The organism is Acinetobacter sp. NIPH1876, assembly GCF_022808535.1.
Classification (GTDB): Bacteria; Pseudomonadota; Gammaproteobacteria; order Pseudomonadales; family Moraxellaceae; genus Acinetobacter; species Acinetobacter higginsii.
In genome coordinates, this window is sequence record NZ_JALGBR010000002.1 from 241,937 (window position 1) to 259,394 (window position 17,458).

General features: G+C 40.5%; 14 protein-coding genes and 3 tRNA genes. 7 read left to right on the forward strand and 10 right to left on the reverse strand.

The genetic code is table 11. The annotated features are described in order from the left end of the window. Positions 1-337: 337 nt before the first annotated feature. Together MN869_RS03385 and MN869_RS03390 are read right to left on the reverse strand one after the other, a co-directional pair. Entirely contained in the window at positions 338-1,096 is a 759-nt protein-coding gene (locus MN869_RS03385) for a metallophosphoesterase (RefSeq protein ID WP_033134285.1), read from the reverse strand. Continuing rightward, a complete protein-coding gene (locus MN869_RS03390) occupies positions 1,077-2,015 on the reverse strand; it encodes a diacylglycerol kinase family protein (protein WP_033134286.1) in 939 nt (312 codons plus the stop codon). The genes MN869_RS03385 and MN869_RS03390 overlap by 20 nt, the downstream gene beginning before the upstream one ends. A gap of 397 nt (positions 2,016-2,412) precedes the next feature. Between MN869_RS03390 and MN869_RS03395 the strand changes: the two genes are divergently transcribed. The 3 genes from MN869_RS03395 (at position 2,413) to MN869_RS03405 (ending at position 7,474) form a co-directional block, all read left to right on the forward strand. Beyond that, positions 2,413-4,242, forward strand: coding sequence for a phosphoenolpyruvate carboxykinase (GTP) (locus MN869_RS03395; protein ID WP_004801473.1), 1,830 nt, complete (start codon positions 2,413-2,415; stop codon positions 4,240-4,242). 193 nt (positions 4,243-4,435) lie between these two features. Further along, positions 4,436-5,143, forward strand: coding sequence for a hypothetical protein (locus MN869_RS03400; RefSeq protein WP_033134287.1), 708 nt, complete (start codon positions 4,436-4,438; stop codon positions 5,141-5,143). A gap of 162 nt (positions 5,144-5,305) precedes the next feature. Continuing rightward, a complete protein-coding gene (locus MN869_RS03405; protein ID WP_033134288.1) occupies positions 5,306-7,474 on the forward strand; it encodes a TonB-dependent siderophore receptor in 2,169 nt (722 codons plus the stop codon). Positions 7,475-7,527: 53 nt separating this feature from the next. On the opposite strand, the gene glpD is transcribed toward MN869_RS03405, so the two are convergent. The 3 genes from glpD to glpK all read right to left on the reverse strand — a co-directional run bounded on the left by glpD (position 7,528) and on the right by glpK (position 11,633). Further along, the gene (gene glpD, locus MN869_RS03410) at positions 7,528-9,048 is read right to left on the reverse strand and encodes a glycerol-3-phosphate dehydrogenase (protein ID WP_033134289.1); all 1,521 of its coding nucleotides are present in this window, start codon (positions 9,046-9,048) and stop codon (positions 7,528-7,530) included. A gap of 261 nt (positions 9,049-9,309) precedes the next feature. After that, the gene (locus MN869_RS03415; protein WP_004652022.1) at positions 9,310-10,068 is read right to left on the reverse strand and encodes a DeoR family transcriptional regulator; all 759 of its coding nucleotides are present in this window, start codon (positions 10,066-10,068) and stop codon (positions 9,310-9,312) included. 50 nt (positions 10,069-10,118) lie between these two features. Then, entirely contained in the window at positions 10,119-11,633 is a 1,515-nt protein-coding gene (gene glpK, locus MN869_RS03420) for a glycerol kinase GlpK (protein WP_005202079.1), read from the reverse strand. A 261-nt stretch (positions 11,634-11,894) separates the two neighbouring features. On the opposite strand from glpK, the gene MN869_RS03425 reads away from it, so the two are divergent. Further along, on the forward strand, positions 11,895-12,317 hold the full coding sequence (locus MN869_RS03425; RefSeq protein WP_004801483.1) for a hypothetical protein: 423 nt from the start codon (positions 11,895-11,897) through the stop codon (positions 12,315-12,317). A gap of 61 nt (positions 12,318-12,378) precedes the next feature. Here the strand turns inward: MN869_RS03425 and MN869_RS03430 are convergent, their stop codons facing one another. The 3 genes from MN869_RS03430 to folD all read right to left on the reverse strand — a co-directional run bounded on the left by MN869_RS03430 (position 12,379) and on the right by folD (position 14,377). Further along, positions 12,379-12,663: a GNAT family N-acetyltransferase gene (locus MN869_RS03430; protein ID WP_005322836.1), complete on the reverse strand. Its 285-nt coding sequence runs from the start codon at positions 12,661-12,663 to the stop codon at positions 12,379-12,381. Between the two features lie 145 nt (positions 12,664-12,808). Next, complete coding sequence (locus MN869_RS03435) at positions 12,809-13,477, reverse strand: 50S ribosomal protein L11 methyltransferase (RefSeq protein WP_004801487.1); 669 nt, start codon at positions 13,475-13,477, stop codon at positions 12,809-12,811. 51 nt (positions 13,478-13,528) lie between these two features. After that, positions 13,529-14,377 carry a bifunctional methylenetetrahydrofolate dehydrogenase/methenyltetrahydrofolate cyclohydrolase FolD gene (folD, locus tag MN869_RS03440; protein WP_033134290.1) on the reverse strand — a complete coding sequence of 283 codons (849 nt, stop codon included), beginning with the start codon at positions 14,375-14,377 and terminating at the stop codon, positions 13,529-13,531. Positions 14,378-14,529: 152 nt separating this feature from the next. On the opposite strand from folD, the gene MN869_RS03445 reads away from it, so the two are divergent. Both MN869_RS03445 and MN869_RS03450 read left to right on the forward strand, forming a co-directional pair. Next, positions 14,530-14,603 (forward strand) — tRNA-Cys (locus MN869_RS03445). A gap of 8 nt (positions 14,604-14,611) precedes the next feature. Beyond that, positions 14,612-14,697 (forward strand) — tRNA-Leu (locus tag MN869_RS03450). A 126-nt stretch (positions 14,698-14,823) separates the two neighbouring features. Here MN869_RS03450 and MN869_RS03455 read toward each other — a convergent pair. After that, on the reverse strand, positions 14,824-16,584 hold the full coding sequence (locus MN869_RS03455; protein ID WP_033134291.1) for an alkaline phosphatase D family protein: 1,761 nt from the start codon (positions 16,582-16,584) through the stop codon (positions 14,824-14,826). A 213-nt stretch (positions 16,585-16,797) separates the two neighbouring features. On the opposite strand from MN869_RS03455, the gene MN869_RS03460 reads away from it, so the two are divergent. Next, positions 16,798-16,883: transfer RNA gene (locus MN869_RS03460), tRNA-Leu, on the forward strand. 142 nt (positions 16,884-17,025) lie between these two features. On the opposite strand, the gene pgaD is transcribed toward MN869_RS03460, so the two are convergent. Further along, positions 17,026-17,442, reverse strand: a complete 417-nt coding sequence (gene pgaD / locus MN869_RS03465) for a poly-beta-1,6-N-acetyl-D-glucosamine biosynthesis protein PgaD (RefSeq protein ID WP_004801491.1) — start codon at positions 17,440-17,442, stop codon at positions 17,026-17,028. Positions 17,443-17,458: the final 16 nt, after the last annotated feature.

Here is a 17,458-nt window from a genome sequence, read left to right on the forward strand (position 1 = left end):
CGCAAAAATGTTCAATATTTTATTTGCGATTTGCATATATTATTAAAAAGCAAATCTTAGCAAAACTTAGGCAGTTACAACATATTACAAACTAAAATTTAGAAAGAAAAACTCAGCAGTTTTCAAAGGAATTTATATTTTTTAAGAAAGAATAAGCTCAATTATAAATTGTGTTTTTTATTTTAAAATACAAACCAACCCATTGATTAATAAAATATTAATAAAAGTTTCAGCCATTAAGCACATTTCAATTATCGCCGAACAAAACAAGTAAAGCTAAATTTATATAACCTATAACCATCATCTACTTAAGCACACAAGAATCTTTATAACTGGTTTATTTCAATGTGTGAAAGTTACCCAAGCTCTCATCAAACCAATAATGTTCAATCTTGCCATCATCCGAAATTACATTAAAACTATTGGTTAATCCAAAGCGTAATCGATTTGAAGTCGCTGTTCCGGCATGAATATCAAAGATTGGATGATCAAATCCCAATTGAAATATTTGATTTAAATCATGTACAGCTACTTTATGTAAATGTCCGTGCAATAAACCAAACAACCCAGTTTCTCCCCAGCGCTCTAAAGCAATTTTCCCTAGCACAGGACAATCTTTATCACCATGCTCATTCGGAAAGGTATAAAAGGGTTGATGAAAAACCACCAGTTTGATTTTATTAGATGGCGCTTTTTTTAATTGCTCATAAGCCTCATGAATTTGCTCAAGAGAAATATGCCCTCTTGTATGATATCGCCGACGAATACTGTTCATCCCAACAATATAAAAATGCTCCGTTTCCAGTGTTGTTTCCAAACGACCAAAGAATGCTTGATAACGAACAAAAGGAGAAAAGAAACGGTTCCATACATGATAAAGCGGAATATCGTGATTGCCTGGTACCACCAGATAAGGAAGATCGAGCGCATCTAGAAATTGTCGACATGCATAAAACTGCTTAAAGCGCGCGCGTTGTGTCAGATCACCACTCACGATCACAGCTTCAGGACGATGTTGTTGGCAAAATTGCTTGATTGCTTGAATGCAACCTTCACGTTCCGTTCCAAAATGTAGATCAGACAGGTGTAATAACATTCGGAACCATCACTTTTAACGCAGATTTTTTCACTGAAAATTTTAATGGGGTGTCCATCACCATAAGCTCTCCATCTATTGCCACCGTTAATTTTGGCTTTTTACAATTGACCAGTATATGTTCGGCACAAAATGAATACACATCAGAAGCTTGATCAATTTTACCCTGAACCAATTTCCATAACATTTTCATTAAGCTGAAACGATCACTTTTGGCAACAACAACCCCTGCTAACTTTCCATTAGCAGCACATTCTGCAATTCTTAATTTCATATCACTCAGTTGCAGTTGATTATTACCCAAAAAAACTAAAGGGGTTGCAACAGGATAGCGCTGTTCATCAATGGTCACCGCAAGTTTTAAGGATTTATGTTCACGCAGTAATACATCCAAACCCGATGTATAGGCATTTAGCGGAAAACGTCCAAGTCGCTGATTGTATAGTTCACGCTTTTTTATAAATAAAGGATACAACCCTAAACTCGCATTATTGAGATAAATTTGATCATTGATTGAAGCAACGTGCACTGCTTGTATCCTACCCGTTGCAATCACTTCTGCCGCTTGCGCAACATCAATCGGGATATTCAACGCCCGTGCAACATAATTAAACGTACCCAGCGGTATGATCCCCATCGGAATATCCGTATGGATTAACTGTTTTGCAACCGCATTTAAAGTTCCATCTCCCCCAGCCGCAACCACAACGCCACGTAATTCAGTCTGTTGATGCCTAGCCAAAACAGTTCTCATCATGTCATCAAAATTAACCTGCTGATTTAATTCAAAAACCTGAATTTCAAACCCATATTGTGTCCAATATGTCATAAGGCGCTCATATTCATCATCTTGCTGCGCAGCATGGAAACCTGATTTTTGATTATAAATAATAGATAAAGGCTGTAAATTTCGACTCATTCGCATCAACCTTAGGGCTTTTGATAAGCCTATTTTTGTTTACAAAATCAACAAATAAAAGCAAGTTTATGTAAATTTTGAATGAACATTATTCATATAATCAATAACAATTCTCAAAAAATTAAAAATAAATTAAAATATTGATTAACAAAGAAATTTATAAAAAAAATATTACATATAAAAAAACAAAATAATAAAACATAGAATAATAAAATTATTAAAAAACAATATTATAATAATAAACCAACATTTCTCACCTTACACACCTACCTATTCTTTAGTCTTATATTTTTTATGATTTTATGCTTTAATACAGCCACTTTTTTTACTTCATCTGTCTCACTGCCATCCAGTGGATAGAATTTGTACGTCGTACACACTTTAAAAAGGCATCACCATGACCCAAGTGAACGCACCAGAATTCGTTCGTCACCCTAAGCTGATTGCATGGGTGGAAGAAATTGCAAAATTGACCAAACCAGCAAAAATCGAATGGTGTGACGGTAGCGAAGAAGAATATCAACGTCTCATGGACTTGATGATCGCTAACGGCACCATGCAAAAACTTAACCAAGAAAAACATCCTGGTTCTTATCTTGCAAATTCTGATCCTTCTGACGTTGCTCGTGTTGAAGACCGTACTTATATCTGCTCGCAAAATGAAGAAGATGCTGGCGCAACAAACAACTGGGTTGCTCCTGCAGAAATGCGCGAAAAATTAAATGGATTATTTGACGGTGCAATGGAAGGCCGTACCATGTATGTGGTTCCCTTCTCGATGGGTCCTTTAGGAAGCCACATTGCTCACATCGGTATCGAGTTAACAGATTCACCTTACGTTGCAGTCAGCATGACTAAAATGGCACGTATGGGTAAAGCAGTTTATGACGTGTTAGGTACAGATGGTGAGTTTATCCCATGCGTACACACTGTTGCTGCACCATTAAAAGATGGTCAAAAAGATGTTGCTTGGCCATGTAACAACGAAAAATATATCGTTCACTATCCAGAAACGCGTGAAATCTGGTCTTATGGTTCTGGCTACGGCGGTAATGCATTGCTTGGTAAAAAATGCCTAGCATTACGTATTGCTTCTGCAATGGGTCGTGAGCAAGGCTGGTTAGCTGAACACATGCTAATTCTAGGTGTAACTAACCCACAAGGTGAAAAACACTACATCGCAGCGGCATTCCCTTCTGCATGTGGTAAAACAAACTTTGCGATGTTAATTCCACCAGCAGGTTACGAAGGCTGGAAGATTGAAACTGTAGGTGATGATATTGCTTGGATTAAACCAGGTGAAGATGGTCGTTTATATGCAATCAATCCAGAAGCAGGTTTCTTCGGTGTTGCGCCTGGTACAAATACCAAAACTAACCCGAACTGTATCGCAACGATGCATAAAGATGTGATTTACACCAACGTTGCCGTAACCAAAGATGGCGAAGTATGGTGGGAAGGTCTTACTAAAGAAGTTCCAGCTGACTTAATCACTTGGAAAGGCCAACCATACGTTGAAGGCGAAAAAGCAGCACATCCAAACTCACGTTTTACTGTTTCTGCGGGTCAATGCCCTTCGATTGACGCTGACTGGGAAAATCCAGCAGGCGTACCAATCTCTGCATTCATCTTCGGTGGTCGTCGTGCAGACACAGTGCCTTTAGTTTCTGAAGCATTTGACTGGGTTGATGGCGTTTATAAAGCAGCAACGATGGGCTCTGAAACAACTGCGGCAGCGGTTGGTCAACAAGGTATCGTTCGTCGTGACCCATTCGCAATGCTTCCATTTGCGGGTTATAACATGGCTGATTACTTCGGTCACTGGTTACAACTTGGTCAAGAAGTTGGTGCAAAAGCTGAAGCTGCTGGTAATAAACTACCAAAAATCTTCAACGTAAACTGGTTCCGTCGTGATGCTGAAGGCAACTTCGTATGGCCTGGTTTCGGTCAAAACATGCGTGTTCTTGAATGGATCATTGATCGTTGTGAAGGCCGCGCTGAAGCGACTGAAACACCAATCGGTTATGTTCCAACTTACGAACAGTTGAACTGGAATGGTATTGATTTCTCTAAAGAGCAATTCAACACTGTTACAGCTCAAGACAAAGATCAATGGATCAAAGAACTTGAAAGCCACACTGAGTTATTCACTAAACTTGGTGCTCGCTTACCTCAAGCACTTAAAGATCGTCAAAATGAATTATTAGCAGCTGTTAAATCTGCTTAATCATAATTGACATAAAAAGGTCGCTTCGGCGGCCTTTTTTGTCATCTTACATTGCAAAACTATAATAAACTAACAGCCTCAAAAGTAATTTTCATCCATCGAAAATGAATAGATTAAGACTTTAATGTGCCAGCAAAAGTCAGTTAAAAAATATAAAGAGATCCATATTTTATCGATTTAAACAGGAAAAGTTATGCAACAAGACATTACAATTGCACAAGATTTTTTAAAATTACTCCCAGACTCAGACACTGTTTTTGCAGCCAAAGACTCTTTTCTCGCAAAGCATTTACTCCCCCTCATTTCGATTGACCTTACCCAGATCAATCCTAAATGGCAAGGTTGGATTCATTTAGTCAATCCAATTGAGCCTTATGAATGCTACATCGGCTCAGAAACTGCTGAGTTTTATAACGAATTTGCGCATGAAAATTGGTTTATTTTACAGTTGGATGGGCAGTCTCAATATCATTGGCTGGCTGAACAACACTATTTTATTTTAGAAAATAAAAATCATCCTTCATACGCTGAGGTTTTGACTCACAGTCAAGAAATGCATGAAGACTTTAGACAGGTTAAACAACGCTTCTTAGAACAAAAAAGAGTGATTAGCACATCTGATGTCAATTATCAAAATGACAAACCCACCATTTTACTCAATCAACTGGGTGGTGATGCTGAATATGGCAACTGGTGCTACCCGATTGAAGAACAACTTAAATTGGAAAATATGGAACAAGATGACCATTGTTTTGTACACATCTTTGACCAACAGCAACGACGCTATTATTTTATTGCCTCCGCATCCGGTTGGGAGTATTGCAATCATGGTGCCGACAATATCTTGATGTTTTACCAACCCGAAACTCGACGTGTCCTATTTACATTTGACTGGACATAACTGATCACAGGTCGCTACGGCGGCCTTTTTTAATGTCCAATTTTCGAAAATTCCTATCAATCCTCCACCCCACGCTAGGTATTCCCATTAAGCTTTGGACGAAATAAATTGCAAAGTTAACGAATATTAACAATAATTGTAATAATAATATTTCTCATTTACATGGTTGTAGACATGAGTTCTTCCACGCTGTTCAAACGCACTCCCCTTTTTTTAGCAATCTCCACATTAGTCAGTATCAGCTCATATAGCCATGCACTTGAGGAAGGATCACAACAACTCCCAACCATCAAAGTTCAAGCCTCGCAAGATAGCGATGCCAGTGAAAAAACCAAAGCATATACCATTAAAAGTAGTTCAAGTGCCACCAAACTCGATATTGAAGCCAAAGAGATCCCTCAGACCATCAATGTAGTGACACGACAACAAATCGAAGATTTTGGCCTCACCAGTTCTCGAGATGTGCTGAACAATACTCCCGGTGTGACCGTTAATTCACTTGAAACTGAACGCTCGGTGTATATGGCACGAGGTTTTGAAATCTCAAACATTCTCGTTGATGGCGTGGGCTTCCCTTCTGGTGAATGGAATTATAATGACACCAATCCAGATAGCTATTTCTATGATCGCATTGAAGTCATTAAAGGTGCAGATGCACTGACCAATGCTTTTGGTGATCCAAGCGCAACCATTAACTATATCCGTAAACGCCCCACCAAAGAGTTTCAAGCCAATGCTGGCTTAAGCTATGGCTCATGGGATACACAACGTTATGAGGCAGATGCCTCTGGTAGCCTATCACCAAATGGTGCTGTTCGCGGCCGTGTTTCTGGTTTTCAACAAACAGGCGATTCAAACCTAGACCGCTATAGTTCTGAGAAAAATGGTATTGCAGGAATTTTAGAAGCTGATCTTGGAGACAATACCTTACTGACCATTGGTGCCAGCCAAGAAAAAAATAAACCCAATGCCAATAACTGGGGTGCGTTACCGTTGATGGATTCTACGGGTAAACAAATCAGCTATGATCGTTCGTATAATCCTAATCCAGATTGGACCTATTGGGACAATACTTCGCGTAATGCATTTTTTGAGTTAAAACAAAAATTATCAGAAACTTGGTCTGCCAATCTAAGCTACAACTACAATGAGAAGAATCGTAAAAGCCAACTGCTCTACTACTATGGCTATCCAAATGCTGATGGCTCTGGTATTTCCCTAACACCAAGCGGCTTTTTAGAAAATAATAAACTACATACGGCCGATTTAAATCTACAAGGCAAATTTGACCTGTTCAATCAAGAGCACGAAGCAATCATCGGCTATTCCTTCTCAAACAGCCATCAGAATGATCATGCAAAAAATGGTACTTTACACGACAGTAATATTAACTATACCGATAATGTTCCTTACACAACAGATTGGGCAAGTTGGACCCCTAACAATGTCACTTGGTCTGATTTTTCTCAGACTGCAGACTATACACAACGTAACCAATCGGTTTATGCAGCAACACGCCTTCACCTTAACGATGATCTAAAAGTTACCTTAGGGGCAAACTATGTAAAAGCCAAAAGCGAAGGTATAAGTTACGATGCGCCCATGGTTTATGATGAAAGCAAAGTTTCCCCATATGCAGGTATCACCTACAACTTCACCCCTGAATATACGGGTTATATGAGCTATACCTCGATTTTCCGACCACAAACTGCAGTCGATGAAAAAACAGGAAAAGTTGCGGATCCAATTGAGGGGAAAAGCTATGAAGTTGGGTTTAAAAGCTCATGGCTAGATAACAAACTGACTGGAACACTGGCTGTGTTTAGAACCGAAGAAAGTAATTACCCGCTACGCCCAACAGATAGCCATCCACTTAACCGTACTTCAGCTATCAGTGATTTACGTTCACAAGGCGTAGAAGTGGGTTTGGCAGGCCAATTAACAGATCAGGTCAATGTTTCACTCGGCTATACCCAGTTTAGCCTGCAAGATCTAAAAAATGGCGGTGCTGCAAGAACCTACAATCCAACACAAAGCTTTAATCTATTGACGACTTATTCCCCCGCTCAGCTACCAAAACTGAAAGTTGGTGCAGGTCTAAAATGGCAAAGTAAAATCACCCGTTTTGACCCAAGCTATAACACTTATCTTAAACAAAGTGATTATGCCTTGCTGAATTTGATGGCAAGTTATGACATTAGTCCAAATCTCAGTATTCAGGCCAACGCCAATAACGTAACGGATAAAAAATATTTAAACAGCTTTACCGATGGACAAGCCTTCTACGGAGCACCTGCAAATTACACCATTGCATTCCGCTTCAAATACTAATGAAGACCAATAAAAAAGCCCCTTATTCAAAGGGGCTTTTTTATTGAGAACTTTTAAGCAGCAACCGTGCTATTTGGTTTATTTGCTAAATATACATCTAAGTTTTCTATTTCACTTGGTGCAAAATTGAGACCAAGCTTTGAACGTCTCCACAGAATATCTTGGCTGGTCGTTACCCACTCAAAGCGGCATAAATAATCCACTTCTTTCGCATACAAACCTTGACCAAAATGTTGACCTAACTGCTCAACCGAAGTTGCCTCACCCAAGATATTCCAAATACGTGAACCATAAGCAGATGCCCAACGTTTTGCCAAAGACTCAGATGCATCAGTGATTTGTGCACGAATCTCTTTCGCCAACTGTTCAGCTGATGCCATATTTTCACCACCCGGCAAAGCCTCAGTTGCTGTCCAACTGCCTTTCATTTCTGGGAAAAATGCTTTGAGCTGCTGCATTGCAGATTCTGCTAACTTACGATACGTGGTTAACTTACCACCAAAGACCGAAAGTAAAGGTGCCTGATCTTCTGCTTCTTGCGATAAAGCCAAAGTATAATCACGGGTAATTGCAGATGGATTGTCTGATTCATCATCACACAATGGACGTACACCAGCAAAAGTCGAAATAATATCGGCTTGGGTTAACTGATTTTTGAAGTGTGCATTACTGACTTCAATCAAGTAATCAATTTCTTCTTGGGTGATTTTTACTTGTGCAGGATCACCTTGATATTCACGATCCGTAGTTCCAATCATGGTGTATTGGTCTAAGTACGGGATTGCGAACACAATACGACGGTCATCATTCTGCATGATAAAGGCTTTATCGCCTTCATACAGCTTCGGCACAATGATATGACTGCCTTGAATCAAACGAATACCATACGGCGATTTAAGCTGCAAATCTTGCTTAATAAATTGTGCCACCCAAGGGCCAGCCGCATTCACTAAAGCCTTTGCCTTAATCTGGAATTGACCTTTTTCATTTTCCAAATCAACAATCCAGTATTGCCCTTCACGTTGTGCTGATAAACAACGTGTACGTGTGACAATGTCCGCACCTTTTTCTCGGGCATGCATGGCGTTCAACACCACCAAACGAGAATCATCAACTGCACAGTCTGAATATTCAAAACCACGAGTAATTGCAGCATTTAAAGGGCTGTCTTCTTTAAAATAAACGTTATTCGAACCCAATAACTTTTCACGTTTACCCAAGTGATCGTAAAAGAATAAACCTGTACGAATCAACCACGCTGGGCGTAAGTGTGGACGATGCGGCATGATAAAACGCATTGGACGGATAATGTGTGGTGCTTTTGCCAACAATACTTCACGTTCAGCCAGCGCTTCGCGTACCAAGCGAAACTCTTTGTGTTCAAGGTAACGTAAACCACCATGGATCAATTTACTGCTTGCAGAAGAGGTATGGCTGGCCAAATCATCTTTTTCACAGAGAAATACTGATAGACCACGACCTGAAGCATCTGCTGCAATACCAACACCGTTGATACCACCACCAATGACAGCAAGGTCATAAATTTTGTCGTTTGACTGAGGAGAAGTTTGCATAAGCCACCGCAAATTTTCATTATTGTTCAATAACGAACATTTAAACATGTAAAATGAAAACAAACAATAAAAAAACGTCAAAAAAATGCCAATTTATAGACATTTTTAGATAAATGGTCAAAATTGAAAATGAATCGATTAAAAAGTGGATCTTCTGGCAATACAAAGACTGCTCATGGTTACAGCATTATTCTTATTTAAATATTCTTGAGCCAAATAATCTCAACTCAAGAAAAGTAACAATTTTTCGAAAATGAAGATTTACTGGGCAACGATCAAGCCAACATCTAAATCTCGAATGGTTTTCATAAACTCATCATTCGGCTGTTGATCGGTAAAAATACAATCAACTTGCTTAAGTGAACCTAAACGGATCATCGCATTACGACCAAACTTACTGCTATCCGCAGCAAGAAACACTTGTCGGGCACTCGAAACAATCTCTTGAGATACGCACACTTCTTGGAAGTCAAAATCCAGTAAAGTCCCGTCTTCTTCGATACCACTGATGCCTACCAGTGCATAGTCTGCCTTAAACTGCTTAAAGAAATCCGCAGTCGCCTGACCAATCACGCCACCATCTGGACGCACACGCCCACTGGCAATCAACACCTCAAAGTCTTCTTTGGTACTTAGAATTTTGGCAACATTGAGGTTATTGGTAATAATCCGTAAACCCGTATGGTTCAACAATGCGTGGGCAATGGCTTCGGTTGTGGTCCCAATATTAATAAATAAAGAGGCATAATCAGGAACAGCAGCAGCCACAGCGGCTGCAATCGTTCTTTTTTGTTCCAACATATGACCAACACGCATCGTATATTCAGTGTTTTCCACACTTGAATCATGCGCTGCACCACCGTGATAACGTCTCAGCAAGCCCTCATCCGCCAATTGATTAATATCACGACGGATGGTTTGCGGGGTGACATCAAAATGTTGAGCAAGTTCTTCAATACTGATATAGCCACGCTCTCTCACTAGTTCGAGGGTTTTTTGTTGGCGTAGTATCAAGCTCATGCTCATCCATCCTATGTTGTTTTAAGTCATACTAAACGGTCTATTTTAGCTTAATCTTCCGCCCAATCACGAGTGCGTCCGACAGCTTTTAACCAACCTTTATAGAGTTTCTCAGTCACATCCTGACTGCACTCTGGCACAAAGGTATTTTCGATGGTCATTCTACTCTTCAATTCGTTTAAATCCGACCAGAAACCGACAGCTAAACCAGCCAAGAATGCTGCACCCATACCCGTTGTTTCTTTCATCGCAGGACGTTCTACTGAAGTCCCCATGATATCGGCTTGGAATTGCATCAAGAAGTTATTGGCAGTTACACCACCATCAACACGCAAGGTACGCAATTTCTCACCTGAATCTTGCTGCATGGCATCCAAGACATCACGCGTTTGGTAAGCAATCGACTCCAATGTGGCGCGAATAATATGTTCGATACTTACACCGCGAGTGATACCCAAGATTGCACCTCGTGCTGTTGGATCCCAATATGGCGCACCTAAACCTGTAAATGCGGGCACCACATAGACACCGTTACTGTCTTTTACTTTGGTTGCATAGTATTCGGAATCATGCGAATCATTGATCGCCTTAAGTTCGTCACGCAACCATTGCACACATGAACCACCATTGAACACCGCACCTTCCAGTGCATAGTTCACTTCACCACGCGGACCACATGCAATTGTCGTTAATAAACCATGATTAGATTGTACAATGCGTTTGCCCGTATTCATGAGCAAGAAGCAACCTGTACCATAAGTATTTTTTGCCTGACCCGCTTCAACACACATTTGTCCAAACAATGCAGCTTGTTGATCCCCTGCAATACCTGCAATTGGAATCCCAATTTCTTGACCACTAATGGTATGTGTATAACCGTAGACTTCAGAAGAACCACGAACTTCGGGCAACATCGCTTTAGGAATATTTAACGCTTCAAGCAGTTTATCGTCCCATTCAAGCGTTTCGATGTTGAATAACATGGTGCGAGATGCATTGGTATAGTCAGTCACATGCACTTGGCCATTGGTCAATTTCCAAAGCAACCATGTATCGATGGTACCAAATAAAAGCTCGCCACGTTCTGCACGTTCACGACTGCCTTCAACACGATCAAGAATCCACTTAATTTTAGTCGCAGAGAAATACGGATCAAGGACCAAACCAGTCACTTTATGAACGTAATCCTGCCAACCATCTTGACGCAGTTGATTACAAATTTCATTGCTTTGACGGCTTTGCCATACAATTGCATTGTAAATAGGTTTGCCGGTCTGCTTATCCCAAATGACAGTGGTTTCACGCTGATTGGTGATCCCAATCGCTGCAATTTGCTCGCTAGAAATACTTGCTTGCGCTAAAGCTTCAACCCATACCGCACTTTGCGTTGCCCAGATTTCCATTGGATCATGCTCAACCCAACCTGGTTGTGGGTAAATTTGCGTAAATTCACGCTGAGCAATACTGATGACATTCGCATCGTGATCCAATACGATCGCACGTGAACTGGTTGTACCTTGGTCAAATGCAACCACGTATTTCTTTTGACTATCTGTAGAGATCATGACATACCTATCCAGACTTGCTTATGTATAGTGCAATAAATTAAATGCCCGTTAAAAAACGGGCTCAAATACTACAAAAAAGCAATGACTTCTGTATTAAATAAAAAACTTGGCAGATTATATGCAAAATTGTTCGAAAACGAAAATTCTTTCTTTATATTTGAAGCTAAAAAACGATGAATAGCCTGTGTTTTAAAGATTCCTCACAATAAAAAACTTATTTTATGCGATACTAAAACCAGAAATAACAGGATCATTGATATGAAAAAAACCAATTTATTGTTAATTATGAGCGGTGCTCTTGTTCTTGCAGCCTGTCAAAGTAGTCCACATCAATACAATGGCACAACGGGTTATCAAATTGAAAATAAAACGGCCACTTCCGCGACTGTTGCCTATACCCTTGCGGCACGTAGCAATAGCGATCTAGATGAGAAAAAATTACAACATGCCTGCAAGCAAATTTTAGGTGCAGATAAAACCTATAAACTTGCAGTATTGAGTGTCAATGAAATCGTCAATCCAACCCAACAAGAGCAATATGGCGTAAAAATTGGTAATAGCCGCGCAACATTTGGCTTATCTAATTCGCCAGATTTGAATAATAGCGAAGGCTATGCAACCCGTCAGGCACTTGAAACACGTCCAAGCACACTCAAAGTGGTTCGCTATACCTGTTCTTAATTTTATGACTTGATCAATAAAAATGGATGTATTCCATCATTGAGAATACATCCAACTCAACCTATCCTTTCAATACGTCATGAATCGAAAGATCTTTATCAAACACCGATTTTGCAAATGGGCATAAAGGAATGACTTTCACCTGACGTTCACGTACAAAGGCGATCAACTCCTTTAACAACTTATGTCCTACACCCTGCCCACGAAATTGATCACTTACATCGGTATGGTCAATAATGAGCATGCTATCTCCTGCCCAAGTGTATGCCATCTCACCCGCAAGCACCTCACCTTCGAACAGCTTAAATGCACCATGTTTCCCATCATCAATCTGCTGAATACTCATACACGTTCCTTTTTTAAACATTCTGCTATATAACAGCCCACAGGCCATCTGTTTATTTCATTTCAATGTTTTAGCATGCGTGGTGAGGCGATTGTGTTGAGATTTGATAACCTCAACACTATTGTTCTTTTTTAACAAGGAATATTTATTTGGTACGATAAAAACTGACGTTTCTAAACTCTTTAGCTTCATCCAAATCTGGCCAAGTACTTGCACTACGTTCGTCAATTTTTAGATATTGAGGATGACTAAAGTTTTTGACTCGACTATCGGCAACCCAGACTTCAGGTGCGAACTTTAAGAACTCATCCAAAAAGAAACGATTGGATTGGTCGTATAGCACATCTGCTGCCAGTAGCACATCGACTTGCTCGGACTGATACAAATCGTCCAGATACTCAAGTTCAACATCATTTAGCAACGCATTTTCACGACATGATGCCAGACTCACGGGATCAATATCACAACAAATCACACGTTTAGCACCAGCCATTTTTGCCGCAATCGCAACCACACCTGAACCTGCACCAAAGTCCAGCACCACCTTATCTTTAACATGATGTGGCTCTGCCAACAGCCATTGTGCCATTGCCAGACCAGATGCCCAACAAAAAATCCAGTACGGCGTTTCATTCCAAATCCGTCGAATCACTTCATCATCTAAACGGTCGGTCGGAAATACTGGGGGAATTAACCAGAGTGAAATCGGCGTTTCAGGTAATTGTTGTGCCAACAAATCTGTATTGGGAATCACCTGATGCAAGGCCTGCAACAAATGTTCAGGCGCTTTGGCAAATTGAAATGTACAACTCATATTTGTTTAATTCTAAAAAAACCCCTCTTCGCGAGGGGTTATCAATAATCTTTACGCTAATGCTTTTTCAGCAGCTTCTACAGTTTGACGAATCAAAGTCGTGATCGTCATCGGCCCCACACCGCCTGGAACTGGGGTATAAGCAGACGCAATTTCTTCGATACCAACTAATTGGATATCACCAACACCACCGCCATCACGTGGATGGAAACCTGCATCAACTACAACGGCACCCTGTTTGATCCAGTCTTTTTGAATCAATTCAGCTTTACCGACTGCACCGACAATAATATCTGCTTGTTTAACCAATTCTGGCAAGTTTTGAGTGCGTGAATGGCAAATCGTCACAGTTGCATTGGCTTGTAATAACATCATCGCCATTGGTTTACCCAAAATAGCAGAACGGCCCACAACAACCGCATGTTTACCTGCGATTTCAATTTTGTTTTCTTGCAAAATGGTCATGATGCCAGCTGGAGTTGCTGAACCATATGCAGCCTCACCCATTGCCATACGACCAAAACCTAAACACGTCACGCCATCCACATCTTTTGCCAATGAAATCGCATCGAAACATGCTCTTTCATCAATTTGTTCAGGCACTGGATGTTGCAACAAGATGCCATGTACATCTGGATTGGCATTTAATTTTTCAATTTCAGCCAATAATTGTTCAGTTGTGGTTTCTTTTGGAAGCTCAACTTTCAATGAGTCCATGCCAACACGATGGCAAGCATTCCCTTTCATACGCACATACGTTGCAGATGCACCATCATCACCAACCAAAATAGTTGCCAAGATTGGGGTACGCCCCGATTTTGCTTTTAATGCTTCTACACGTACCAACAAATCCGTTTCAATTTGTTTTGCTAATGCACGACCGTCTAAAACCAATGCCACAGCGCATCTCCAAAGTGGGTATGAATCAATTGCGTAAATAATACATGATAATTTGAGCAATATTCTTTTAGATGTTGTTTTTATGTGCATATTCGCAATAAACACTATTGTTTTTTTTTTAAAGATTGCTAATATGTGCATCACCAAGAGATGGCGGGGTGGCAGAGTGGTCATGCAGCGGACTGCAACTCCGTGTACGCCGGTTCGATTCCGACCTCCGCCTCCATTGGTAAAGCCCGAGTGGTGAAATCGGTAGACACAGGGGATTTAAAATCCCCCGCCCACAAAGCGTGCCAGTTCGAGTCTGGCCTCGGGCACCATCTTTCAGCTAATGAAATATGGTGCAAATAAAAATCCAGCGTAAGCTGGTTTTTTTATGTCTAAAATTTAAGGACAGATCATAAAAAAGCCAAGTTCATTGACTTGGCTTCCCCCACGTTTGAAACTTAAGCCACTTGCTGTCCTGTTTTTACTGGCAATAGGTTTTTATCCAAGCTCAATTGATAACCACGGGTTTTATCAATCACATATTCAGGCTTTTTGATCGAATCGACATAAATCCACTGCGATTGAACCTGCGCAGCATCAAATTGCACGGTCAAATACCCTCTCTGATTTAAATTGCAGTAATTCAACTCATCAATCAAGGTTGTGAATGCAAATTCAAACTGTTGCAATTGTGCCAATGGAATATTTAAATATTTTTCTAAGCCCGGTGAAGATACAGAACTGGTTGCTAACTCCACCCCAACGAATGCACCATCTTTACTGTATAAGTTTGACGACCAAGCGTTATGCGTATCCCCTGCCAGTACCACGACTTTTTTCTTTAATTGCGCCAAGGCAGCATACACAATCTCACGCTCAGCAAAATAACCATCCCATGCATCTAAGTTATAAGGTGCAACCGTCAGAACACGCGCTTTTTCTTGTGCTGTTAAACTAGGATCACCTTTCTGCAAGCGAATTTTTAAAGTCACCAACTCGGTAATTTGTACATTCATCTTATTTAAAGTATCTGCACTCGGATTCCCTGCGGTAATTTCAGCTAAAGCAAGTAGCAACTCTGCTGGGACCAACATTTTCGTCATCAGAATTTGCTGACCAAGTACATTCCAGTTTGCTGTCGACTGTTGCAGTTTTCCAATCAGCCAATCACGTTGGGTATAGCCCATTAGAGTACGTGCTGGATTGGTCAAATCTGCTTGGAATTTTGCAATATCCAAACCATTCGCTGTCATATAGTTGGCATAATCCAACTGTTGATCACGCGCAATAATACGCGTATCCAACATCGTCAATTGAACCAGATTGCCAAAATCGAACTGGCGATAAATCTTGGTGTGTTGATCATCGACAGGGCGAATTGGCATCCATTCAAAATAGGCCTGTAGAGCTGCCAATTTACGATCAAGGAATGGACCTTCATTCGGCTGGTGATTTTCAGCCCCTTCTCGCCATGCATCATTAGCTAACTCATGGTCGTCCCAAATCACAATAAATGGATGACGATGGTGCAAGGCCTGCAAGTCTTTATCTTTACGATACAACGCATAACGCTTGCGATAATCATCCAACTTAATAATTTCTTTATTATTGTCTGCAGCAAGCGTACGACCTAATTTAGCTGCATCTTCTGCTGCATAACCATCCGCGCCATATTCATAAATATAGTCACCTAAATGGATCACCACATCGACATTTTGCTTGGCCATTTCACGATATACATAGAAATAACCTGCTGGATAGTTTGAACATGAACATACTGCAAAACTGACTTTTGTCGCACTGCTTGGCAAAGTCTTGGTTTGACCCACAGGTGAAACTTTATCTCCGAAGATAAAACGGTAGAAATAGCTTTGATCTGGTTTTAAACCTGTTGCATCTACCTTCACCGTAAAATCTTGTGAAGCCGTTGTGGTGACTTTATCGGTTTTAATGATTTGTTTGAATTGCTGATCTAAAGCAATTTCCCACGTCACTTGCAGACGTGCACTACTCTCGCTTGGCGTCAAGCGCGTCCATAAGATCACGCGATCCTGTAAAGGATCGCCACTGGCAACCCCGTGTTCAAAACTCACTTGTAATGTTGCTGTCTCTTGATCTGAACTGTCGTTACACCCCGTAAAACCCGCAGATAAAGACAACGCCCCGAAACCGAATAGACTTTTTTGAATAAGTTCCCGTCGTGAAATTTTTGCTGTCATTTGGATAGCTACCTTAACTTTTATCACTATAAATAAATGATTTAAATTAATCGGCTTAAATGAAGCTTTGATCTCAGTTTGATGAAAGAATCATGAAAGTTATATGACAGTGCTTAATTTTCATCAGATAAGCACATGAATTGATTGAAAAGAAAGCAAATAGCAAGTTTTGCTCTTGCCAAGTTTTAAAGTGTCCTCTATTATTGCGCACATGCCCGAGTGGTGAAATCGGTAGACACAGGGGATTTAAAATCCCCCGCCCACAAAGCGTGCCAGTTCGAGTCTGGCCTCGGGCACCATCTTCCAACTAGTGAAAGATGGTGCAAATAAAAATCCAGCATAAGCTGGTTTTTTTATGTCTGAAATTTATGATCTGATCATAAAAAATGCCTTAATTTTTTAATTAAGGCATTTGATATTCTTAATTTAGAACAATAAGTCTTATTCTACGCGAACAATCTTACCATTCTCATCATGATGAACGATACTCACCTTCTGCTGACGTCCAGCTTGAATTTCTTGCTCAGCTAATTCGAAATAACGCGCATAATCAGGGAGTGTCTTTTCAACTGCATGCTTTTTATGCACACGTTTTGCAGGTAACAAACTCCAAAGCAATAATGCAACCGCACACATAAACAATGCCGTTACACCATGCTCAATGCCATCACCAAATGCGGACATTAAACGCTGTGCGATATGGGTCTTTTGTAATTCAACCAACACCCACACCAAAATAAATGGACGCCATAACAATAACCACCCTGCCCACATCATTGCGGTGGTAGTGGTCGAGAAGTAGCGTTTATGCCATGGGAGTTGGCGACGTACATCAATAATCAAGCTGTCTGCTTTCATTGCTTTTTACTCAGCA